At 60.4% G+C, this 21,645-nt stretch carries 21 protein-coding genes; 10 read left to right on the forward strand and 11 right to left on the reverse strand.

The annotated features are described in order from the left end of the window. Window positions 1–214 precede the first annotated feature (214 nt). From Q4I12_RS02730 to Q4I12_RS02745, 4 genes are all read left to right on the forward strand, one after another. On the forward strand, window positions 215–622 hold the full coding sequence (locus Q4I12_RS02730) for a cytochrome c3 family protein (protein WP_168935871.1): 408 nt from the start codon (window positions 215–217) through the stop codon (window positions 620–622). Window positions 623–762: 140 nt separating this feature from the next. Then, window positions 763–1,710: a hypothetical protein gene (locus tag Q4I12_RS02735; RefSeq protein WP_302260456.1), complete on the forward strand. Its 948-nt coding sequence runs from the start codon at window positions 763–765 to the stop codon at window positions 1,708–1,710. 254 nt (window positions 1,711–1,964) lie between these two features. Then, complete coding sequence (locus Q4I12_RS02740) at window positions 1,965–2,138, forward strand: hypothetical protein (RefSeq protein WP_006008942.1); 174 nt, start codon at window positions 1,965–1,967, stop codon at window positions 2,136–2,138. 34 nt (window positions 2,139–2,172) lie between these two features. Beyond that, window positions 2,173–2,844: a ubiquinone/menaquinone biosynthesis methyltransferase gene (locus Q4I12_RS02745; protein ID WP_302262087.1), complete on the forward strand. Its 672-nt coding sequence runs from the start codon at window positions 2,173–2,175 to the stop codon at window positions 2,842–2,844. Between the two features lie 126 nt (window positions 2,845–2,970). Here Q4I12_RS02745 and Q4I12_RS02750 read toward each other — a convergent pair whose 3' ends face one another. Next, window positions 2,971–3,132 carry a DUF2065 family protein gene (locus Q4I12_RS02750; protein ID WP_246118333.1) on the reverse strand — a complete coding sequence of 54 codons (162 nt, stop codon included), beginning with the start codon at window positions 3,130–3,132 and terminating at the stop codon, window positions 2,971–2,973. 84 nt (window positions 3,133–3,216) lie between these two features. Here Q4I12_RS02750 and Q4I12_RS02755 point away from each other — a divergent pair, with 84 nt between their 5' ends. The 4 genes from Q4I12_RS02755 to Q4I12_RS02770 are packed head-to-tail and all read left to right on the forward strand — an operon-like array spanning window position 3,217 to window position 9,305. Further along, the gene (locus Q4I12_RS02755) at window positions 3,217–4,530 is read left to right on the forward strand and encodes a nucleotide sugar dehydrogenase (RefSeq protein WP_302260460.1); all 1,314 of its coding nucleotides are present in this window, start codon (window positions 3,217–3,219) and stop codon (window positions 4,528–4,530) included. Window positions 4,531–4,535: 5 nt separating this feature from the next. Continuing rightward, window positions 4,536–5,273, forward strand: coding sequence for a phosphorylase family protein (locus Q4I12_RS02760; RefSeq protein ID WP_302260461.1), 738 nt, complete (start codon window positions 4,536–4,538; stop codon window positions 5,271–5,273). 14 nt (window positions 5,274–5,287) lie between these two features. Then, window positions 5,288–6,253, forward strand: coding sequence for a polyprenyl synthetase family protein (locus tag Q4I12_RS02765; RefSeq protein ID WP_204675024.1), 966 nt, complete (start codon window positions 5,288–5,290; stop codon window positions 6,251–6,253). A 52-nt stretch (window positions 6,254–6,305) separates the two neighbouring features. Beyond that, window positions 6,306–9,305 carry a phosphoribosylformylglycinamidine synthase subunit PurS gene (locus Q4I12_RS02770; RefSeq protein WP_168935866.1) on the forward strand — a complete coding sequence of 1,000 codons (3,000 nt, stop codon included), beginning with the start codon at window positions 6,306–6,308 and terminating at the stop codon, window positions 9,303–9,305. Between the two features lie 126 nt (window positions 9,306–9,431). On the opposite strand, the gene Q4I12_RS02775 is transcribed toward Q4I12_RS02770, so the two are convergent. The 4 genes from Q4I12_RS02775 to Q4I12_RS02785 form a co-directional block, all read right to left on the reverse strand. Continuing rightward, a complete protein-coding gene (locus tag Q4I12_RS02775) occupies window positions 9,432–10,793 on the reverse strand; it encodes an LTA synthase family protein (RefSeq protein WP_302260463.1) in 1,362 nt (453 codons plus the stop codon). After that, window positions 10,760–11,131 carry a hypothetical protein gene (locus Q4I12_RS02780; protein ID WP_302260465.1) on the reverse strand — a complete coding sequence of 124 codons (372 nt, stop codon included), beginning with the start codon at window positions 11,129–11,131 and terminating at the stop codon, window positions 10,760–10,762. Before Q4I12_RS02780 ends, Q4I12_RS02775 begins: the two co-directional genes overlap by 34 nt. Before the next feature lie 198 nt (window positions 11,132–11,329). Continuing rightward, a complete protein-coding gene (locus Q4I12_RS13925) occupies window positions 11,330–11,872 on the reverse strand; it encodes an IS5 family transposase (RefSeq protein ID WP_367891464.1) in 543 nt (180 codons plus the stop codon). After that, a complete protein-coding gene (locus Q4I12_RS02785) occupies window positions 11,781–12,143 on the reverse strand; it encodes a transposase (RefSeq protein ID WP_302259935.1) in 363 nt (120 codons plus the stop codon). Before Q4I12_RS02785 ends, Q4I12_RS13925 begins: the two co-directional genes overlap by 92 nt. 585 nt (window positions 12,144–12,728) lie before the next feature. On the opposite strand from Q4I12_RS02785, the gene Q4I12_RS02790 reads away from it, so the two are divergent. Beyond that, the gene (locus Q4I12_RS02790; protein ID WP_297137809.1) at window positions 12,729–13,331 is read left to right on the forward strand and encodes a septal ring lytic transglycosylase RlpA family protein; all 603 of its coding nucleotides are present in this window, start codon (window positions 12,729–12,731) and stop codon (window positions 13,329–13,331) included. A gap of 154 nt (window positions 13,332–13,485) precedes the next feature. Continuing rightward, window positions 13,486–14,382, forward strand: a complete 897-nt coding sequence (locus tag Q4I12_RS02795) for a DMT family transporter (RefSeq protein ID WP_302260467.1) — start codon at window positions 13,486–13,488, stop codon at window positions 14,380–14,382. Window positions 14,383–14,909: 527 nt separating this feature from the next. On the opposite strand, the gene tnpA is transcribed toward Q4I12_RS02795, so the two are convergent. From tnpA to pssA, 6 genes are all read right to left on the reverse strand, one after another. Then, window positions 14,910–15,365 carry an IS200/IS605 family transposase gene (gene tnpA / locus Q4I12_RS02800; protein ID WP_072333439.1) on the reverse strand — a complete coding sequence of 152 codons (456 nt, stop codon included), beginning with the start codon at window positions 15,363–15,365 and terminating at the stop codon, window positions 14,910–14,912. A gap of 216 nt (window positions 15,366–15,581) precedes the next feature. Further along, window positions 15,582–16,655 (reverse strand): 3-isopropylmalate dehydrogenase, encoded by a 1,074-nt coding sequence (leuB, locus tag Q4I12_RS02805; protein WP_302260469.1) that lies wholly within the window; start codon window positions 16,653–16,655, stop codon window positions 15,582–15,584. Between the two features lie 289 nt (window positions 16,656–16,944). After that, window positions 16,945–17,445: a 3-isopropylmalate dehydratase small subunit gene (locus Q4I12_RS02810; protein ID WP_006008919.1), complete on the reverse strand. Its 501-nt coding sequence runs from the start codon at window positions 17,443–17,445 to the stop codon at window positions 16,945–16,947. Window positions 17,446–17,471: 26 nt separating this feature from the next. Beyond that, window positions 17,472–18,734: a 3-isopropylmalate dehydratase large subunit gene (locus Q4I12_RS02815; protein WP_168935863.1), complete on the reverse strand. Its 1,263-nt coding sequence runs from the start codon at window positions 18,732–18,734 to the stop codon at window positions 17,472–17,474. Window positions 18,735–19,167: 433 nt separating this feature from the next. After that, the gene (locus Q4I12_RS02820; RefSeq protein WP_204626356.1) at window positions 19,168–20,715 is read right to left on the reverse strand and encodes a 2-isopropylmalate synthase; all 1,548 of its coding nucleotides are present in this window, start codon (window positions 20,713–20,715) and stop codon (window positions 19,168–19,170) included. A gap of 122 nt (window positions 20,716–20,837) precedes the next feature. Continuing rightward, the gene (gene pssA, locus Q4I12_RS02825) at window positions 20,838–21,629 is read right to left on the reverse strand and encodes a CDP-diacylglycerol--serine O-phosphatidyltransferase (RefSeq protein ID WP_168935862.1); all 792 of its coding nucleotides are present in this window, start codon (window positions 21,627–21,629) and stop codon (window positions 20,838–20,840) included. Between the last annotated feature and the right edge of the window lie 16 nt (window positions 21,630–21,645).

Raw genomic sequence — 21,645 nt, forward strand, 5'->3', positions numbered from 1 at the left:
TTCGATTTTCAAGAAAAATTTTATAAAATCGCGCTACAACTTCACGGCAGGCGGACGTTTTTCCGGCGTTCCCGCCTGCCCGAAGGCCGTGCGGATTTTCCGCCACCCACGTTGACACATTCTGCAACCCGGCGTATTGATTTGTTATCTGTCTGTGACGTCCCGGAGCCGTTCCGCGCGTCCCAAGGTTCGACTAGCCTGTGAGGAGGTTGTCATGAAGTTCGCCCTGTTGTCTGCCGGTGTCCTGGCTCTGGCCCTGTCCGTGCCCGCCATCGCGGCCCAGCCCCCTGTCCCGGCTGACGGTCTCGTCCTGCAAGGTTCCAATCCCAAGAAGCCGGTGACCTTCAACCACTCCACCCACAAGACCGTGGAATGCGTCGTCTGCCACCATCCCGTGGACGGCAAGGAAAGCTATGCCAAGTGCGCCACCGCCGGCTGTCATGACAACCTGAAGGACAAGAAGGGGACCAACAGCCTGTACTATGTGATGCACGCCAAGGAAAAGGCCGATGCCCCCCTGAAGCATCAGAGCTGCCTGTCCTGTCACGTCAAGGTCGTGGCCGAAAAGCCCGACCTGAAGAAGGACCTCACCGGTTGCGCCAAGTCCAAGTGCCATCCGTAGGCCGTCATCCATTTTCGCATTGCAAGCCGCGGGAAACCGCGGCTTTTCTTTTTGGCGGTTTGCCTTTTGGAGCATGAGCTGCTATGCAGGGCAAGCCGTTGAGGAACCGGATCACCAACCATCCTGCATGAGAGGCGCCCATGGCCGCATCTGCCGAGCAAAACGAGATCATCGAACTGACGGACCTTATCGAAAAAGGCCCTGACCTGCCGAAAAACAGCCCCAAAACGCCTGAGCCCCTCCCCTTGCCCGACGAGGCTCCGGCAACGGCCGCCCCGGCTCCTGACGACCTGCTCCTGCTGCCTGTCCAGGATCACGAGCCCGTGCCGTCCCCCGCGCCCGCCGTCGAGGACGTGCCCCCCGCCCGGGACTGGGAGGCCCAGCTGGATGCCTCCGCGGCCGTGATCGGCGATACGGGCCTGCATCTGGCCGCTCTGGCAGCGCAGACCGGCACCGAAAGCCCCCTGCTGCCGGAAAGCCTGGAGCGCATCAGCAGCCTGGAAGAAAGCTGCCGCCAGCTCGACCGTCGCCTGAGCGCCCTGGAAGGCCAGGCCGGGAACGGCCACAGCGACGCCACCCTGCTCATGGAGACCGTGGAGCGTCTCACCCATCTGGAAGAGCAGGTGCAGGCCCTGCCCGCCACGGCAGACACCGCCTCCGGCAGCATGGCCGGAGCGCCCGACAGCGTCCTGCTTATGGAAAGCATGGAGCGCCTTTCCGCGCTGGAGGGCGAACACCAGGAGATGCTGCAGCGTCTCGACAGTCTGGAAAGCCAGACCGGGGGCAGCCACAGTGACGGCACCCTGCTCATGGAGACCGTGGAACGCCTCACCCATCTGGAAGAACAGGTACAGGCCCTGCAGGACGCTCCGGCCGCTTCCGGAGAGGCCCCGGCCACTGCGGACAGCGAACGCGTGGCCCGTCTTGAGGAAGAGCGGCGGATGCTGGCACAGCGGGTGGAAGCCCTGGAGCACCAGCTTGGCGACCTGATGACGGATTTTGACAAATACGTGGAAAAGGCGGCCGCAGCCGCTGCGGCGCGGATCCTGCATGAAGAGATCCGGCGCCTGATGGGGGACCAGGCCTGAGCGGCCTTTTTCCCTGCGCGCACGGCCTTTTCCGCCCCCGCGGGAGCGGGGGCATCGACTTGCCAAGCGCACCGTTAGCGCATATGCTGACGGACGGCCTTTTGCAGGCAACAGCCCTGTACAGGCCCGAATCAAAAACAAAAGGGGCGGGGGCCGCCGTTTCCGTTCCTTTACCCGTCCGGCGTTTTCCCGTTGTGGGTCAAGGCCATTCCCCAGTGGACGGGTTTTTCATTTTGTATGCCACGAGGCCAGGTATGGACAAAGACAGCAAGGAAGCCCTTCAGGTCGCCAAGGAGCTGACCGCCAAATTCATCGAGACGCGCACGGTTTCGCCGGGCAACTTCGCCGAGGTCTTTCCCGCCGTGTACCGCGTGGTCTGCGAAGCCATCCGCCAGGGCAACGCGCCCAGGGAGGCCGGACGTGACTGATCCCCGCCCCCAGCATGACGCTGCCGTCTCCGGCATGTTCGGCCGCATCGCCGGCTTCTACGACCTGCTCAACCATACGCTGAGCCTGGGCATCGACTATTACTGGCGCCATGTGCTGGCCAATAACGTGCGCGTGGGCAGCACCAACCGCGTGCTCGACCTGGCCGCAGGTACCCTGGACGTCTCGCTGGCCATCCGCCGCAAGTACCCGCATGTGCAGGTGCCCGCCATGGACTTTTGCCCGCCCATGCTCCAGCGCGGCCTGCACAAGCTCAAGGGCGACAACGCCCGGGCCATCATGCCCGTGGCCGCTGACGCCAAAAAGCTGCCCCTGCCCGACGCTTCGGTGGACTGCGTGACCATGGCCTTCGGCATCCGCAACATCAAGCCGCGCTCCGAGGCCTTTGCCGAGATGCTGCGCGTGCTCACCCCCGGCGGCCGCGCCTGCATCCTGGAGTTCGGCTCCGGCAGCGAACGCATCTGGGGCGGTCTGTACAATTTTTATCTGGACAGGATCCTGCCGCGTATCGGCAAGATGGTCTCCCGCGACCCGGGCGCCTATGAGTATCTGGCCGAGACCATCCGCAATTTCCCCACGGCCCCGGCCCTGGAAAAGGAAATGACCGATGCCGGTTTCGCGCGGGCCTGGCATATCAAGCTCACGTCGGGCATCGTCTGCCTGCATGTGGGCGAAAAGGCCCGCTAGCGGGCCGGCGCGCTGCGATAGCGCCGGCTTCCCCGCCGCAGGCGGGACGACCCGGCGCCATCCTCCGGCACAAAAAAACGGCGCCCCCAAGGGACGCCGTCATGCATGCGGAAAAAAGCCTCAAGCTCAGGCGCTGCGGGCCAGCCATACAAGAAAGAGGCCCAGAGCCAGCGCCGCCAGCCCGAGGACCCGTATGGAGCTTTTGGGCATCTGCGCGATGAGGATCACTGCCCGTCGCATGGCGTCGGGAGCCAGAGCCCAGACCAGGCCTTCCAGAAGGATGGCCAAACCCAATGCCGCAAGAAATGGTTCCCAGTCAAAAGTCATGTCTTTCACATGGCGGAAACAGGCATTTTTGTAAAGGATAAAACGATGGTGGATTTCGCTGCCCTGCAGAATCGTGAACAGACCCTGGCCGTGGTGGGCCTGGGCTATGTGGGCCTGCCCCTGGCCGTGGCTTTTTCCCGCCACATGAACGTGCTCGGTTTCGACATCAACGCCGGACGCATCGAAGAGCTGCGCAAAGGCCATGACCGCACCAACGAAGTGACCGACGAAGCCCTGGCCGCCGCCACGATCGAGTACACCTGCGACCCTGCCGACCTGGTCCGGGCCGCCGTGATCATCGTGGCCGTGCCCACCCCCATCGACGAACACCGCTCCCCCGACCTCACCCCCGTGGTGGGCGCCAGCCACACCGTGGGCCGCCATATGCCCAAGGGCTGCGTGGTGGTCTATGAATCCACGGTCTACCCCGGCCTCACCGAAGAGATCTGCGTGCCCATCCTGGAGCAGGAATCCGGCCTGACCTACGGCACGGATTTCACCGTGGGCTACTCGCCGGAGCGCATCAACCCCGGTGACAAGGTCCACACCCTGGAGACCATCAAAAAGATCGTCTCCGGTTCCGACCAGGCCACGGCCGACCTGCTGGCCCAGGTCTACGGCTCCGTGGTCAAGGCGGGCATCCACCGCGCTTCCAGCATCAAGGTGGCCGAGGCCGCCAAGGTCATCGAGAACACCCAGCGCGACCTGAACATCGCGCTCATGAACGAGCTGGCCATCATCTTCGAGCGCCTGGGCATCGACACCCTCGAAGTGCTGGAAGCCGCCGGTACCAAATGGAATTTCCTGCCCTTCCGTCCCGGTCTGGTGGGCGGCCACTGCATCGGCGTGGACCCCTACTACCTGACCTTCAAGGCCGAGGAGATGGGCTTCCACCCCGAAGTCATCCTGGCCGGTCGCCGCACCAACGACAACATGGGCAAATATGTGGCCGAATGCCTGGTCAAGCGCCTGATCAAGAACGGCAACGTGGTCAGCGGCGCGCGCGTGGGCATCCTGGGCTTCACCTTCAAGGAGAATGTGCCCGACCTGCGCAACACCCGCGTGGTGGACGTGATCCGCGAACTCAAGGAATATAATGTGGTCCCGCTGGTGCATGACGCCGAGGCCGACCCGGCCGAAGCCATGCGCGAATACGGGCAGGAGCTGGTGGATCTGGACCAGCTGCGCGACCTGGATGCCGTGCTGCTGGCCGTGAGCCACAAGGCCTACGCCGCCCTGACGCCCGAAGACATCAAGGCCCGCTGCAAGGACGGCGACAAGGCCGTGCTCATGGACGTGAAGGGCTTCTTCGACCCGCAGGCCATGCGCGCCGCGGGCATCGACTACTGGAGACTGTAAGCGCCGTGCTGCTGGTCTGTGCCGCCACCGCCCGCGAACTGCTGTCCGCCCTGCCGGAACAGGCCCTGGGGCCCGTTCCCGGAGCGGCATGCGGCCCGGCGGCGCAGACCGGCCTGCCGGAGCAGGAATTGCTGCCCCTGCACCTGGGCCTGCCGGCCCTGGCCTGCATCACCGGCGTGGGGCCCGTCAACGCCGCCCTCGGCATGGGGCTGGCACTGGCCGGGGCCCGACAGGCCGGACATGCGGTCTCGCTGGTGCTCAACGTGGGCGTGGCCGGCAGCATGGACCTGCAACGGGCGCCCCTCCGTTCGCTCTGGCGGGTGGAGGAAGAGATCTGGCCGGAATACGGCCTGCACGACGGGACGGCTGTGGACGGCCCGTCGTTCGGTTTTCCCCAGTGGGAAGGGCCGCACGGGCCGGTCTTCGACCGTCTGCCCCTGGCCGCTCCCGCGCAGCTGCCCGCCTGCCTGCACGGGCTGTGCTCCCTGCCCGCGGCCACGTCCCTGAGCGTGGCGGGCGTCAGCGCTTCCCGGCAGCGTGTGGGACAGCTCCGGCAGGCCCATCCCGGGGCCCTGCTGGAAAATATGGAAGGTTTTGCCGTGGCGCTGGCCTGCGCCCGCCAGGGCATCGCCTGTGTGGAGGTACGCAGCGTTTCCAACCGGGGGGGGCCGCGCGCACCGCATGAAACGGATTTTCCGGGAGCCATGCGCCGTCTGGCGGATATCTGGCGCCCCGCACCATAAACCGAGATGTCGCTATGCTGCTTCTGAAAGCCCGTCTGGCACTGGAACTGCCCCCCATCAACAAGGCTCTTTCCCGGGCCGCCGAGGGCCTGCCCCATCCCGTGCGCCCCATCGCCCGCCACATTTTCGAAGCGGGCGGCAAACGCCTGCGCCCCCTGCTGACCATCCTCATGGCCCGCCTGCTGGGCTATGACAAAAAAGACATCTACGATCTGGCCGTCACCATGGAGATGCTCCATGCCGCCACGCTGCTGCATGACGACGTGCTGGACAATGCCGATACCCGTCGCGGCAAACCCGCCGCGCACACCATTTTCAACGCCACCAGCACCATCCTGGCCGGCGATGCCATGCTGGCCCATGCCAATGCCCTGGTGGCCCAGTGCGGCGACCCGCGCCTGTGCCTCTGCTTCTCCGAGGCCACCAGCCGCACCGCCGCCGGCGAGATCCTGGAGATCGCGGCCCAGCATCAGGTGGAGACCACCGCCGAGGAATACGAGGAGATCATCCGCGGCAAGACGGCCTGGCTGATCCGGGCCTCGTGCCAGCTGGGCGCCCTGCGCGCCGGTGCCGACGATGCCCTGGTGGAAGCCGCCGCCGCGTATGGCGAGAACATCGGCATGGCCTTCCAGATCGTGGACGACGCCCTGGACTTTGCCCCCCAGAGCGTCACGGGCAAACCTTCGGGCGGCGACGTGCGCGAAGGCAAACTGACCCCGCCCCTGCGCATGTACCGCGACAGCCTGGACGATGCCGCCCGCGCGGCCTTCGACCAGGCCTTCAATGACGCTTCCTTCACCGACAGCGACGCCGAGCGCATCGCTGACGGCATCCGTGCGGCCGGTTTCGACCAGGCCACGCGCATGGCTGCCGAAGGCTATCTGGACAAGGCCCGCGCGGCCCTGGCCACCCTGCCCTCGGGACCGGAACAGGACATCCTGCAACAAATGGCCGACTACGTTCGCGACCGCAAAAAATAATCGCCTTATTACGGAGAACCGGCGGGATTCCCGCCGCCAAAGCGAGGACCGTATGCTCTATCGTGTGGAAACCGGGCTTCATGCCAACATTACCGATACCCAGGGCCGCAAGACGGCGCTGCATCTGCTCAAGGCGCTGCAGATCCCCGTTGCCGCCATCCGTCAGATCAAAGTCTACACCGTGGACGGTCTGGATGCCGCCCAGGTGAACCGTCTGGTGGACGAAGGCATCTGGCACGACCCCATCCTGCAGCAGGCCTCGCTGGAGCCGCTGCCCTTCGTGGAACCCGCCCCCCACTGGATCGTGGAAGTGGGCTACCGCCCCGGCGTCACCGACAACGAAGGCCGCACCGCCCGTGACACCGCCGCCATGGTGCTGGGCATCGCCCGTGACAGCCTGCGCGTCTACACCTCGGTGCAGTACCGCATCACCTGCACGCCCGACCGCATGCTCGGCCGTGAAGAGGTGGAGGCCCTGGCCCGCGACCTGCTCTGCAACACCCTGATCCAGCGCTTCCGCGTCAAGAGCGCCGAAGAATGGCAGGCCCAGCCCGGCTTCGAAGCCCAGGCCGCCAAGGTCACCGGCGAAGCCAACGACACCGTGGACGTGGTGCCCCTGTCCAGCATGGACGACGAGGCCCTGCAGAAAGCCAGCCGCGACAACACCTGGGCCCTGACCCTGCGCGAGCTGCACTGCATCCGCGACCAGTTCGCCACCCCTGACGAACAGGCCCGCCGCAAGGCCGCCGGTCTGCCCGCCGACCCCACCGACGTGGAAATGGAAGTGCTGGCCCAGACCTGGTCCGAACACTGCAAGCACAAGATCTTCGCCTCCCGCATCCATTACGAGAACAAGGAGACCGGCCAGCGCGAAGAGGTCAACAACCTGTACAAGACCTGCATCCGTGACGCCACGGCCGCCATCCGCAAGCGCCTAGGCGACGACGACTACTGCAAGTCCGTGTTCAAGGACAACGCCGGCGTCATCGCCTTCATCAACGGCTACGACGCCTGCATCAAGGTGGAGACCCACAACAGCCCCTCCGCCCTGGACCCCTACGGCGGCGCCCTCACCGGTATCGTGGGCGTCAACCGTGACCCCATGGGCACCGGCATGGGCGCGGAACTGGTCTGCAACACCGACGTGTTCTGCTTCGCCTCCCCCTTCTATGACAAGGAACTGCCCCCGCGCCTGCTGCATCCCCGCCGCGTGCTGGAAGGCGTGCGCGAAGGCGTGGAACACGGCGGCAACAAGTCCGGCATCCCCACCGTCAACGGCTCCCTGGTCTTCGATGAACGCTACCTGGGCAAGCCCCTGGTCTACTGCGGCACCGTGGGTGTGATCCCCACCGACGTCAACGGCCGCAAGGGCTGGGAAAAGAAGGCCGAAGTGGGCGACATCATCGTCATGACCGGCGGCCGCATCGGCAAGGACGGCATCCACGGCGCCACCTTCTCCTCCGAGGAACTGCACGAAGGTTCCCCGGCCACGGCCGTGCAGATCGGCGACCCCATCACCCAGCGCAAGATGTACGACTTCATCATGCGCGCCCGTGACCTGGGCCTGTACAACGCCATCACCGACAACGGCGCCGGCGGTCTTTCCTCCTCCGTGGGCGAAATGGCCGAAGACACCGGCGGCTGCGTGCTGGACATCGCCAAGGCCCCCCTCAAGTACGACGGCCTGCGCCCCTGGGAGATCCTGCTCTCCGAGGCCCAGGAACGCATGACCCTGGCCGTGCCGCCCGCCAAGCTGGACGAGTTCATGGAACTGGCCGCCCGCATGGACGTGGAAGCCACCGCCCTGGGCCACTACACCGACAGCGGCTTCTTCGACGTGCGCTACAACGACCGTCCCGTGGCCTCCCTGCCCATGGAATTCATGCATGACGGCGTGCCCCAGCTGGAACTGGAAGCCGTGTGGGAAGCCCCCAAGGTGGAAGACATCCGCGTGGACATGCCCGACAGCGAACAGGGCGCCTTCCTGCGCCGCATGCTGAACCGCCTGAACATCTGCTCCAAGGAATACATCATCCGCCAGTACGACCACGAAGTGCGCGGCGGCAGCGCCATCAAGCCCCTGTGCGGCGTCAAGAACGATGGTCCTTCCGACGCCGGCGTCATCCGCCCGCTGCTGGAATCCGATGCCGGTCTGGTCATCTCCCACGGTATCTGCCCCAAGTTCAGCGACTACGACACCTACTGGATGATGGCCAACGCCATGGACGAAGCCATCCGTAACGCCGTGGCCGTGGGCGGCAACCCCGATGCCCTGGCCGGTGTGGACAACTTCTGCTGGTGCGACCCCGTCCAAAGCGAGAAGACCCCCGACGGCCGCTACAAGCTGGCCCAGCTGGTGCGCGCCTGCAAGGCCCTGCAGCAGTTCTCCCTGGCTTTCGGCGTGCCCTGCATCTCCGGCAAGGACTCCATGAAGAACGACTACACCGGCGGCGGCGAAAAGATCTCCATCCCGCCCACGGTGCTGTTCTCGGTGATGGGCGTCATCAACAACGTCATCGCCACCCAGACCTCGGACTTCAAGGCCGCCGGTCACCACATCTACATGCTGGGCGGTACCTGGCGTGAAATGGCCGGCAGCGAAGCCTGCTCCGAACTGGGCCTCACCGGCGGCCGCGTGCCCAATGTGGACGCCTCCACCGCCATGCCGCGCTACCGCGCCGTGCACGGCCTCATGGGCCAGCGCGCCCTGTCCGCCTGCCATGACTGCTCCGACGGCGGTCTGGCCGTGGCCCTGGCCGAAATGTGCATCGGCGGCCGCCTGGGCGCCAACATCGACCTGGACGCCGTGCCCGCCATGGAAGACATGACCCTGACCGAACTGCTGTACAGCGAATCGGCCAGCCGCCTCATCGTCAGCGTGCGCCCCGACCTGGCCATGATCCTCGACATGCTGGGCAGCTGGCAGATCTGCCGCCGCATCGGTACCGTCACCGACGACAACACCCTGACCATGACCCGTGGCGGCGTCACCGTCCTGCAGGAAAGCGTGGACGACCTGACCACCGCCTTCAAGCGCACCCTGGACTGGTAAGTCCCGGCCCTGCCGCGAACATCAGGGGCGCCCCGCAAGGGGCGCCCTTTTTCATATGGAAATCTGTCAAGTCTAACTTGAGGCTCGCTTGAATAGCCTTAGACTTGCCAATGAAGCTTTTTATAATTACTTATATATATGATTATAGTATGATTTATACCATTTACTTACCGGGGAAACATCATCAACAGCATAGCGAATTTCTCCAGTTTCATTTACAAGGGAAATTGTATTTCGATCATACATTACACACGCAACATTTTTATTAAATACATCTCCTCCCATAAAACTTTTAGGTATAGGCAGCCCAACAATGTTTAATAGTGTACTCGGAAAGTCAATCTGAGATACATAATTATCAGCCACGGACCCATTATCTATATAACATAAGGAACTATTCTTTGTAATAAAAATGAGAGGAATTCTATCTGGTGTTAATGATTTTCGTTTTGTATAATTCTCACCATGAGTAGCACTATGATCAGAAGTTAAAATTATAAGACTTCTTTCATCAAGTACCGGCAAAATTTTATATATAAAATCTCCGATTTCCCTATCTAAATGGCACAAAGAAAGTAAGAACTTGCTATTCTTCACTTTTTCATCCTTAAAACAAAGATCTCCCTCTTTCGGCAGATTCCCATATGGAGGATGGGTATCTATTGTTGAAATAAAAATAAAAACCTTGTTGTTATTTGATATAATATTTTTAGCCTCATCAAAAATAATTTCTGAATCAAGCCCCCACCCTTTTGATTTCAAACTATATTTACGTTCAAAATATTCTGAGAAAAATACATTCTTAGGACCATATCTTAACCGAATATTTTGTTCTCCTTTACCATAATATCCTGATACAGCCGACAAAAAATATGTTTCATAGCCATTTTTATTGAATTCACTAAACAGGTTCGGAACAGGAGCATTATCAAACTCATAATCAAGCCGTGATGCCAAAAGAGCATGCAGTCCTCGATTTGTCGGCTGTGCGGCCGTATAAAAATTACTGAACGAGACATATGAATCAAGTAAGTGGTTAAAATTTTTTGTCACAACTTCCGGGATATCAGGATTATAATAATTCATATAATAAAGATCTATTGACTCCATAGCTACAACAATAATTTTATCAAATACTTTTTTAGGTATGACTTTTTTTTCAGTGATAAGACCTTTTTTTTCAAGAACGCCAATATCTTCTTTATCAATTTTTCCCAACAAAATTTCACTATATTCCTTTTTAGACAAAAATTCTTCTACATCTTTTGCAAAATAGAATATATTAGCGGCAAAAGGACGAATGATCCACTCGCTCCTAAAAAAATTAGTGTAGAAAAATCTACCATTTCCATATATATAAAATAAAGTACAAAAACAACATATAGCAAAAGAAAAAAATAAATATGAATACGATCCAATATTTCTACACTTCGCACCAATAACAAGAACAGTAACTAATACCCCCCCAAGACAAAACAATATATCCATCCTACAGAAGTAAAAAATATAAATAAGGAGTCCACTATCTGGAGCATCAAATCAAAATCAATAATTTTTAATGATGATGACATGACACACAAATTGGCGACATTATAAACTAATGCTAAACATCCATAACTATAAAAAAGTATTTTTAATATTTTATTTCCATATTTTTTCCAGAGAATCGCAATCAATACCATTGGAAGTAAATCTATTAAAGCCCCTATAACTGCAAATATAATCCCCTTTTTTATTCCAAGCTGCTCTGGCAAAAAATAAAATATCCCCAACCTGCAAATAAAAAAAAGAAAGAAAAATATAATAAATGCATTTATTTTTTTCACAATACGCCCTCCTATAAATATAATTTGTTTTATTATAAAATTTATTTTACTATAAATATATATTTATTTTTTATATCTGTCAAACGATATACACCATCTTTCTCAGCTATCATCAGTGTAGTAAAATATTACTAAAATCATTTCTAATTAAAAAATGCAACCTCTGCTCCTCTAAGAGAATGTCCGGCATACATCTTGCTATACCAGTTTTCTCCAAAGGATACAGGCCAAAGCAAGGTAAAGTAGCCCCATAAAATTGACGAGGTAACAACAGTAGCGAGTGCGCAAGCTCCGAAAACCCTTCAACCAGGCGAATGTCCGCTCTACTACCCAACGGCGGGCAGGAGTCCTCCAGCGGTCCCGAACTTCTTCCCCCCGGCTGCGGATATGCTCCTCAAATCCGTTTACGTAGACTTCTTCGCTGACTCGCGGGTAGTCATAGCCCTTGTCCAGACAGAGATGGCGTACGGCAGACCCCAGAAACCAGCCGCCCATTTCCCGGGAGTTCTTCAGCGTCGCTTCTATCAGGCGGCTGTCATGAACATTGGCACCTGTGACTGTCACTCCCAGAGGAATACCCTGACCATCCACATGGAGATGTATCTTGCCGCCGCTTCGGCCCCTGTCCGTCGGGTTGCGTCCAAGGCCCTCAGTCGCTGATTTTTTGAGAGCGCGTCGGGGCTTGCAGCAAGGTGCCGTCCATAGCCTGCCATTGGGCGTCGACGCCGACCTTTTCCCCATATTCAGCAAGAAGGATGCGAAAAATCTCCGCCATGATGCCAGCTTTGTTCCATCGCTGGAAGTGCTCGTGGACAGTGCTTTTTGATCCATAGCAGGCGGGAAGCATGGCCCATTGGCATCCAGTCCGGCATTTGTAGAGGATTCCTGCCAGAACCGTGCGCTGCGCAAGCGGTTTGCTGCCGCCGCTTCTTTTTCGTTTGAACGGGGCAAGGAGAGGCTCGATACGTTCCCACAGCTCATCAGGCACATCACGAAAATCTGTTTGTTTCATGGGACGAGATTACCACACCTTTTAAAATCAAAAAACATGCCGGACATCCTCTAAAGAGCAGGACGAGAACAATGGCACGTTCCGACCAATTCTCTAAGCCCGGGCCTTTCAAAGGAGGTTCCAGACACTACCTGTCAGCGAATCTCCCTACCTGCCGCTTCTCTCCTCTCCATCTCCAGCCCCTTTGGGATGAAAATATGCAATTCAGCCCCCTCTGACAGCCCGTGCAGGGGCCTCTTGCCCCCTTTCACAATATACAGAAGAATTGCAGAAACTTTTAACTCTATATCAACTTTATATCTTCAAAAACTAACTTTATATATCAAAAAATAACAGTCGATATAAAGTTACCGGCTAACTGCATATCAACTGTTAATTACTCATCTTGGACAGGAAATTTTCCAGACTTTCTCTTGCAAAATTTGCCTGGTTTGACACAGAGCTTTTTTTCAGGCATCATGCCTCAATCTTTTTGTTTGGCGTTTCAGGCAAGCCCCGTTGTGCAGCCTTGACGGGGTGGGTCGTCCGACGACCTGCGCCGCGTGGGCAACCACGCCGCGTACCTGCTTCAACCAAGGAGTTTCTATGACCTCACATTCTTCCATGGGGATGCCGGCGCTGCTGCTGGCCTGTCTGCTGCTGGCCTCCCCCATGTCCGCCGCCTATGCCGGCGATGCAAAGACTGCTTCCTCCAGCCGTGATGTCTGGCTCAAACGTGCCCAGAGCAACGCCGATGCCTTCATGACCGGCATGGCCTCCTGGTACGGGGCCGACTTCCACAACAAGAAGACCGCCAGCGGTGAAGGCTATGACATGTACACCTTCACGGCTGCCCACCGCACCCTGCCCATCGGCACCGTGGTGCGCGTCACCGACAAGAGCAACGGCAAGAGCGTCATGGTCTGCGTGACCGACCGCGGCCCCTACGTGCGTGGCCGCATCATCGACCTTTCCTATGCTGCCGCCCAGCAGATCAACATGAACGACCGCGGCGTGGGCAAGGTCGATCTGGAAGTGGTCAGCGACCCCAGCGGCACCCCCCTGCAGAACGGACAGGCCTATTTCGTGCGTTACAAGGATGACCAGGTGGGCCCCTTCTTCGCCTTTGCCGACGCGGCCGCCATGCATGAAGCGCTGCGCCAGGGCCACCCCGAGGCCGAGGTCGTGCTGGACGATGCCGGCAACTAGCGCTCTGCCGCTCCCTTTTTTCCGGGCGCCCCGAGCGCCCTTTTTTTGGGCCTTCGATCAGCCCCAACCCCTTGTATTCCCGTTTTCTTTGGGGCAATGTCGGAAATCGTGAGTCATTTGGAAAACCGCAAATCCCTCGTCATGGAGAGCTGTCATGGGTTTTGTGCTTGCCCTTATTTCCTCCGCCGCTTTCGGTCTCATCCCGCTGTTCAGTCTGCCCCTGCTGCATAGCGGCCTGTCCGCGGACTGTGTCCTTTTTTACCGCTTCCTCTTCGCCTCCATAAGCCTGGGCCTCATCCTCGTCCTGCGCCAGGAACGTCTTGCCGCGCCCGCGCGCGACCTCGGCCTGCTGGCCCTGTTCAGCGTGCTCTACGCCCTGGCCGCCCTGCTCATGATCTGGGGCCTGCTCTACCTGTCGGGCGGCGTCACGGCCACCCTGCAATTCCTGTATCCGCTGATGGTCATGCTCATCATGACCATCTTCTTCCATGAAAAATTTTCCATCATCACGGCCAGTTCCGTGCTGCTGGCCATCCTTGGCGTGGCCCTGCTGGGCAGCGGCGGCGGTGATGACGGCGGCAGCCTTGACCCGCTGGGCGTAGGCCTGCTGCTGGCGTCGGCCCTGTGCAACGCTCTCTACATCTCGGGCCTGCATGTGGCCCGCATCCACAGCATCTCGGGCCTGAGCATCACCTTCTGGGTACTGTTCTTCGGTACCGGCGTGTCCCTCGTCAATGCCCTGATCTCCGGGACCTTCGAGATCATCGGTACCTGGGAACAGCTGGCCCTGAGCCTGCTGCTGGCCATCATCACCGCGGTCATCTCCAACCTGACCCTGATCCTGGCCATCCAGCGCATCGGTTCCACCCTGGCCTCCATCCTGGGCGTGGGCGAACCGCTCACCGCCGTCACCGTGGGCATCCTCGTCTTCGACGAGCCCGCCACCTTCGCCGTCTTCAGCGGCGTGGCCGTCATCTGCGCCGCCGTGGTCCTGGTCATGACCGGGCCGCAGATCCAGGCCTGGCTGCAGAAAAGAAAGCATGGGGAGTAGATACGAGGGGGAGAAGGCCATCTCTTTGGACACCTCTCCCCCTCGCCCCCCTTCTCCCTGCCCAAACGTTTTTTTCAGGAGCAGTGGCGGTCCTCATGGCACGCAAGCCCGTCTCCTGCTGACCGTCTCCGACGGCTCTTCCCGTCGGCCTGCACACCCCCGATCTTTCCCCGCAAACCCCATCCCGGGGCATGGCGTGCCGTATGCGCCTGGCTCACGGACGCACGACGCCTACGGCTGCCCCTGGGCCCCTTCTCGTGCCGCTTCCCTTCCTGCCGTGGCCAGAGGCCTGTTTCCTGCCATCGTCCCTCTCCCATCCCCCCCTTCCCGCCATCGGTCGCTGCCGTGACCAGAGGCCTGGCCTTCCCTTTTGAGGACCGCCGCAGCAACGCTTTCCCCCTTCCCTCAAAAATCAGAACCACCCGCAAAGCGGGTGGTTTGCTCTGGCCCTGTAAGGGCCTGTTACCGGCTGCGCCTAAAGACGCTGGCTTTCACGCTGTTCAAGCCCAGTGCCCTGGCCGCCTTGGCTACCCCTTAAAGGGGTCTTGATATTCGCGTGATGTCAGCTTGTCTCTCATAATGTCGTGACGTTCCTGATCCTGGATATATTTTTTGATCGTTGCCTCATTAAGCCCCACCGTACTGACATAATATCCTTCGGCCCAAAATTTTCTGTTGCCAAACTTATATTTAAGGTTTGCGTGCTTATCGAATATCATCAACGAACTTTTCCCTTTCAGGTAGCCCATGAAATTTGCCACACTGATTTTAGGAGGAATGGACACCAGCATGTGGACATGATCCGGCATCAGATGCCCTTCCAGAATCTCAACCCCTTTATATTTGCAGAGGCATTGCAGAATTTCTTTTATACTTTCACGGAGCTGTGCGAAGATTATTTTTCTTCTATATTTTGGAGTAAAGACGATATGATACTTGCACAACCATTTCGTATGCGCTAGGCTATGAGCCTTGGTTCCCATAACAAAAACACCTTTCCGTTAATGTTGCGATGGGCTTGAACAACTTCATCGTAGCGGAAAGGTGTTTTTGTGTGTATAACGTATTGTCTCCACCCGCATAGCGGGTGGTTTTTTGTTTCGCGCCTGTCAGGCGCTCAACAGGCTAAAGCCCATAACAAAAAGCGGAGCCGCCCCGCAGGGCAGCTCCGCTCCATTCCGGAAAAACAGAACCAGAGACTACAGGCGTTCGGCCACCAGACGGCCCATCTCGGCGCAGCCCACCAGGGTGCAGCCGTCTTCCATGATGTCGCCGGTACGGAAACCGTCACGCAGGGTCTGGCGCACGGCATTCTCCACGGCGTCGGCTTCTTCGGACAGACCGAAGGCCAGACGCAGCATCATGCCGGCGGACAGGATGGTGGCCAGAGGATTGGCCTTGTCCTGACCGGCGATGTCGGGCGCGGAACCGTGGATGGGCTCGAACAGGGCCGGAGCCTGGGCGCCCATGGAGGCGGAAGGCAGCATGCCCAGCGAACCGGTGATGACGGAGGCCTCGTCGGAGAGGATGTCACCAAAGATGTTGCCGGTGAGGATGACGTCGAACTGCGAAGGATCGCGCACCAGCTGCATGGCGGCGTTGTCCACGTACATATGGCTCAGTTCCATGTCGGGGTAGTCGGCGTACACTTCCTGTACCACGGCCTTCCAGAGGCGGGAGGTCTCCAGCACGTTGCTCTTTTCCACGGAGCAGACCTTCTTGCGACGCTGGCGGGCGGTCTCGAAGGCCACCTTGGCGATGCGGCGGATCTCGTTCTCGTCGTAGATCATGGTGTTGTAGCCCACGCGCAGGCCGTTACGTTCTTCGATGGCGCGGGGCTCGCCGAAGTAGATGTCACCGGTCAGCTCGCGCACCACGATGAGGTCCAGACCGCGGGCCGCGATGTCGGAACGCAGCAGGCAGGCGCCGGCCAGTTCGGGCAGCAGCAGGGCGGGACGCAGGTTGGCGAACAGGCCCAGGGCCTTGCGGATGCCCAGCAGGCCCTTTTCAGGACGGCGGGCAGGCTCGATATTGTCCCACTTGGGGCCGCCCACGGCGCCCAGATACACGGCATCGGCCTTCTGGCAGGCTTCCACCGTGGCGGCGGGCAGGGGCTCGCCGGTGGCGTCGATGGCCGCGCCGCCGATGAGGGCGGGCACGAAGTCGAATTCATGGCCGAACTTTTTGGCCACAGCTTCCAGGACGGCCACGCCCTGGGCCACGATCTCGGGACCGATGCCGTCACCCGGCAACAGACAAATGGTCTTTTTCATCTTGATATCCTCATGCAGCGCCGCAGCACTGCGCTTGTGTGCAAAAACTGTCCTTGCTCCCCAGAAAGCCGCGAAGGGCACGCCTTCCGCAGCCTCCGCTCTTGTCCGGCCTCCAGGGCACGCTCTCCCCAAACCACCGGGGGACAGATGTTCAGGGCACGATCACCGTCCTGCCCTGCCCCGTTATCGACCGGAACAAAAGTTTTCGGGAGGAGAGGGGGAGTTTGAGGGGGAGAGGGGCCCCTTTTCCAAAAGGGGCCCCTCTCCCCCTCAGCCAGCAGCTGTCCGCCTAGCCCTTGGCGGCCAGACGTTCCTTCACATAGTTGACCAGGCCGCCCTTGGCCAGGATGGCGGCCATGGAGGCCGGCAGGGGCGGGCACTGGATCTCGGCGCCGTTGGTCAGGTCGCGGATGACACCGGTGGCGGCATCCACTTCCAGCTCGTCGCCGTCATTGATCTTGTCCACGTCGTCGCCCACTTCCATGAGCAGCAGGCCCATGTTGAAGGCGTTGCGGTAGAAGATGCGGGCAAAGCTGTGGCCGATGACCACGGGCATGCCCGCGCCCAGGATGGCGATGGGGGCGTGCTCGCGGGAGGAGCCGCAGCCGAAGTTGCGGCCGGCCACCATGATGTCGCCGGGCTTCACGCGCTTGACCCAGTCAGGTTCCAGACCGGCCATGCAGTTGGCGCCCAGTTCCTTGGCGTCAGAGGTCACCAGGAAGCGGGCCGGGATGATGGCGTCGGTATCGATATGTTCGCCCACCTTGTGGGCCGTACCTTTGTAATTCATGACGTGATCCTTTCTGAAAAAACGGCTTAGAGCTGGTCAGGGCCGGCGATGCAGCCCGCCACGGCACTGGCGGCCGCCACCACGGGGCTGGACAGGTAGACTTCGGAATCCAGGCTGCCCATACGGCCGCGGAAGTTGCGGTTGGTGGTGGCCACGGCGCGTTCGCCGTCGCCCAGGATGCCCATGTGGCCGCCCAGGCAGGGACCGCAGGTGCAGGGGCCCACGATGCAGCCGGCATCCATGAAGACTTCCATCAGGCCTTCCTTGAGGCACTGCTTCCACACGGCGGGGGTGGAGGGCAGGATGATGCAGCGTACGCCCTTGGCCACCTTGCGGCCGCGCAGGATCTCGGCGGCATCGCGCATGTCGCTGATGCGGCCGTTGGTGCAGGAGCCCACCACCACCTGCTGCACGGACAGGTCCTTGAGCTCGGAAACGTTCTTCACGTTGGAGGGCAGGTGCGGACAGGCCACCACGGGTTCCTGGCCGGTCACGTCGATATCCACCACGCGCTCGTACACGGCGCCTTCGTCAGCGGCCAGGCTCATGGTCACGCCGGGACGGCCGTGCTCGGCGCAGTACTGGCGGGTGAGCTCGTCCACGGCGAACAGGCCCACCTTGCCGCCGGCTTCGATGGCCATGTTGGCCATGGTCAGACGGCCTTCCACAGGCAGGGCATCGATGACGGAACCACCGAATTCCAGGGCCTTGTACAGGGCACCGTCCACGCCGATGGTCTTGATGAGCAGCAGCATCAAGTCCTTGCCGCGCAGCCACTTGGGCATCTGGCCGTTGATGTTCACGCGGATGGTCGGGGGCACCTTGATCCAGGTCTCGCCCAGGGCCATGCCGGCGGCGATGTCGGTGGAGCCCATGCCCGTGGCGAAGGCGCCGATGCCGCCGTAGGTGCAGGTGTGGCTGTCCGCGCCGATGACCACGTCACCGGGGCCCACCAGGCCGCGTTCGGGCAGCAGGGTGTGTTCCACGCCGCAGTCGCCGCCTTCGTAGTAGTGGGTGATGCCCTGCTCCTGGGCGAACTGGCGGCTGATCATCACCTGGTTGGCCGAGGCGATGTCCTTCTGGGGCGTGAAGTGGTCCATGACCAGGGCGATCTTGTCCTTGTCGAACACGCGGCTGGCGCCCATGCCCTTGAAGGATTTGATGGCCAGGGGGCCGGTGATGTCATTGGCCAGCACCAGGGACAGGCGGCACTGGACGATCTGTCCGTCGCGCTCGATGACGTCGTCGGTGTGGGCTTGCAGGATCTTTTGCGCAAGCGTCTGAGGCATGATGGTTCTCCTTGATACGGAATGCGATTGCGGGGGGAAGGAACCCCCTTTGACTAGCGCCCCAAGGGGGTTCCTTCCCCCCGGGCCCCCATCCTCCCCCAAATGCGCTTTATTCAGGAGGATGACAGACGGGGCGATGCGCCAGCTTTTCCCTGCTGAAGGTCTCCCGGCACCACCCCGGAAAGATCCGGGAGGTGGGCAGAGCTCCCACAGGGGCGGTCATAAAATATGCAGGGCTCTCCTGCTGGCTGCCTTTTCCTCTCCCCGGCGGGTCATTCCCGGACAGGGACACAGGGCGTACCCACGGGGCCTTGTGGCCCAAGAGCCACCTAGCCCCAACTAAAGCGCGCTGGGGAGGGGGAGGGGAGTTTGAGGGGAGGGGGCACCCCTCTCGCGCTAGGCGAGGGGTGCCCCCTCCCCTCAGGAGCACTCGCTAGCTGTGCTGGCAGTGCAGACGCTCGCCTTCCTTTTCCTTCTTGGCCAGATGGTTGAGGGCGTTCACATAGGCACGCGCCGTGGCCACCAGGATGTCGGGATGGGCGCCGCGGCCCACAGCCGAGAACTCGCCTTCGCGCAGGCGCACGGTCACTTCGCCCAGGGCGTCGGTGCCGCCGGTGACGGCGTTGACCGCATACTGCTCAAGCTGAGGTTCACGGCCCAGCATGTCGTTGATGACATTGAAGATGGCGTCCACGGGGCCCACGCCGAAACCGGCGCCGCTCTTTTCCATGCCGTCCACGTCCATGAGCACGGCCGCCGTGGGCGGCACGCCGCCGGCGTCGGAGCTCTGCACGCTCACATGGCGCAGGCGGTACAGGTCGGGCATGCGGTAGACTTCTTCCTGCACCAGGGCCATGAGGTCATCGTCGTGCAGGGTCTTCTTGCGGTCGGCCAGGGCCTTGACGGCTTCGAAGACGATCTGCAGCTGGTCGTCATCCAGGCTGTAGCCCAGGCTCTCGAACTTGTTGCGCACGGCATTACGGCCGGAATGCTTGCCGATGACGAGGTTGCTCTCGTTGCGGCCCACGGACTGCGGGGTCATGATCTCGTAGGTCTCGCGGTTCTTGAGCATGCCGTCCTGATGGATGCCGGACTCATGGGCAAAGGCGTTGGCGCCCACGATGGCCTTGTTGTTGGGGATGGGCTGACCGATGGTCATGGAGAGCAGACGGCAGGAAGGATAGAGCTGCTCGGTGACGATGCCGTGCTCCAGACCGTAGCAGTCCTTGCGCACGCGCAGGGCCATGGCCAGCTCTTCGAGGGCGGCGTTGCCCGCGCGCTCGCCGATGCCGCTGATGGTCACCTCGGCCTGACGGGCACCCACGCTGAGGGCGGCCAGGGTGTTGGCCACGGCCAGGCCCAGGTCGTTGTGGCAGTGCACGCTGAAGATGGCCTTGTCGCTGTTGGGCGTGTTCTCGATGACGTAGCGGATGAGGTCGGCGAATTCCTGCGGCTGGGCATAGCCCACGGTGTCGGGCAGGTTGATGGTGGTGGCACCGGCCTTGATGGCAGTCTCCACCACGCGGCAGAGGAAGTCACGTTCGGAACGGGAGGCGTCCTCGGCGGAGAACTCCACGTTGTCGGTGTACCCGGCGCAGCGGCGCACCCCGGCTTCGATCATCTGCAGCACCACTTCGGGGTCCTTGCGCAGCTTGTACTTCATGTGCAGGGGCGAAGTGGAAAGGAAGGTATGGATGCGGGGATTCTTGGCGTCCTTCACAGCCTCCCAGCAGCGGTCGATGTCGCTGTCCATGCAGCGGCACAGACCGGCCACCTGGATGGATTTCGCCTGCCGGGCGATACGCTGCACGGACTCGAAATCCCCCTGGCTGGAGGCGGGGAAACCGGCTTCCATAATGTCCACGCCCAGCACTTCGAGCTGGTGGGCAATACGGAGCTTTTCCTGAAGGTTCATGGTCGCGCCCGGCGACTGTTCGCCGTCACGCAGGGTGGTGTCAAAAAAGAACACGCGGTTGGACATGGATCTGACTCCTCTGATCGGACACCCGCGAAGGGTGCTTGTTTGTTATGCTACTGCATAACGGCCGCCCTGCCGGCGGCGATCAGAAGGTTCTCGATCCGCCCCCGCGGGGCGACAAACCGTTACGCAGCTTTCTCCTCGTCCTGCAGATTCAGGGCGCGTAGTAGCTGACGGTTACGACGGGGCAGAATGACAAAAGAGTAGTAGAGGCCGCCACAGATGTAGACGGCGCAGAGCAGGAAGCCGAACAGGCGCGGCTGGGCGTAGACAAGCCCAAAGATGACCATGACGGCCAGCAGATAGCGCACCGGATGGGCACGCAGAAAATCATACTCCTTGAAGGAGAAGTAGCGCACGCGGCTCACCATGAGCACGCCCAGGCCCAGCGCGATGACGATGCTGACATAGGGCAGGGCGGGCAGGAAGAACTCCGGCAGGATACCGGCGAAATACAGGAACGCCACCACCGTACAGCCCGCGGCGGGGATGGGCAGGCCGATGAAGAAGCGTTTGCCGGTCACGGCCGTGCTGATGTTGAAGCGGGCCAGACGCAGGGCGCCGCAGGCGGCAAAGAGGAAGGCCACCACCACGCCGAAGCGGCCCAGGCTCTCCAGCTGCCACTGCCAGAGCAGGAAGGCCGGAGCAAGACCGAAGGCGATGAGGTCGGCCAGGGAGTCATACTGGACACCGAATTCGCTGGCCGTATGGGTCAGGCGAGCCACCTTGCCGTCCATGCCGTCCAGCAGAGCGGACAGCACGATGGCCAGACCCGCTTCTTCAAAACGGGACTGCACAGCCCAGACCATGGACAAAAAGCCCATGAACATGCTCAACGACGTGATGAGGTTGGGCAGGAGGTAGATGCTCTTGTGTACGGGCAGTTTTTTTTCTTGCGGCTGGGTGTCCACAACCATACTCCACTCGACTCGA

Source organism: Desulfovibrio piger (genome assembly GCF_951793255.1).
In the GTDB taxonomy this organism is placed as follows: domain Bacteria; phylum Desulfobacterota; class Desulfovibrionia; order Desulfovibrionales; family Desulfovibrionaceae; genus Desulfovibrio.

Excerpts from the sequence above, each read along its gene's own strand:
- Q4I12_RS02730 (WP_168935871.1), top strand. The coding sequence starts at position 215 with ATGAAGTTCGCCCTGTTGTCTGCCGGTGTCCTGGCTCTGGCCCTGTCC.
- Q4I12_RS13925 (WP_367891464.1), bottom strand. The coding sequence starts at position 11,872 with ATGGGGAAAAGGTCGGCGTCGACGCCCAATGGCAGGCTATGGACGGCA.
- leuB (WP_302260469.1), bottom strand. The coding sequence starts at position 16,655 with ATGAAAAAGACCATTTGTCTGTTGCCGGGTGACGGCATCGGTCCCGAG.
- Q4I12_RS02810 (WP_006008919.1), bottom strand. The coding sequence starts at position 17,445 with ATGAATTACAAAGGTACGGCCCACAAGGTGGGCGAACATATCGATACC.
- Q4I12_RS02795 (WP_302260467.1), top strand. The coding sequence starts at position 13,486 with ATGGGTTTTGTGCTTGCCCTTATTTCCTCCGCCGCTTTCGGTCTCATC.
- Q4I12_RS02735 (WP_302260456.1), top strand. The coding sequence starts at position 763 with ATGGCCGCATCTGCCGAGCAAAACGAGATCATCGAACTGACGGACCTT.
- Q4I12_RS02770 (WP_168935866.1), top strand. The coding sequence starts at position 6,306 with ATGCTCTATCGTGTGGAAACCGGGCTTCATGCCAACATTACCGATACC.
- Q4I12_RS02745 (WP_302262087.1), top strand. The coding sequence starts at position 2,173 with ATGTTCGGCCGCATCGCCGGCTTCTACGACCTGCTCAACCATACGCTG.
- Q4I12_RS02755 (WP_302260460.1), top strand. The coding sequence starts at position 3,217 with ATGGTGGATTTCGCTGCCCTGCAGAATCGTGAACAGACCCTGGCCGTG.
- Q4I12_RS02785 (WP_302259935.1), bottom strand. The coding sequence starts at position 12,143 with ATGAAACAAACAGATTTTCGTGATGTGCCTGATGAGCTGTGGGAACGT.
- Q4I12_RS02765 (WP_204675024.1), top strand. The coding sequence starts at position 5,288 with ATGCTGCTTCTGAAAGCCCGTCTGGCACTGGAACTGCCCCCCATCAAC.
- Q4I12_RS02820 (WP_204626356.1), bottom strand. The coding sequence starts at position 20,715 with ATGTCCAACCGCGTGTTCTTTTTTGACACCACCCTGCGTGACGGCGAA.
- tnpA (WP_072333439.1), bottom strand. The coding sequence starts at position 15,365 with ATGGGAACCAAGGCTCATAGCCTAGCGCATACGAAATGGTTGTGCAAG.
- Q4I12_RS02775 (WP_302260463.1), bottom strand. The coding sequence starts at position 10,793 with ATGGATATATTGTTTTGTCTTGGGGGGGTATTAGTTACTGTTCTTGTT.
- pssA (WP_168935862.1), bottom strand. The coding sequence starts at position 21,629 with ATGGTTGTGGACACCCAGCCGCAAGAAAAAAAACTGCCCGTACACAAG.
- Q4I12_RS02740 (WP_006008942.1), top strand. The coding sequence starts at position 1,965 with ATGGACAAAGACAGCAAGGAAGCCCTTCAGGTCGCCAAGGAGCTGACC.
- Q4I12_RS02815 (WP_168935863.1), bottom strand. The coding sequence starts at position 18,734 with ATGCCTCAGACGCTTGCGCAAAAGATCCTGCAAGCCCACACCGACGAC.
- Q4I12_RS02790 (WP_297137809.1), top strand. The coding sequence starts at position 12,729 with ATGACCTCACATTCTTCCATGGGGATGCCGGCGCTGCTGCTGGCCTGT.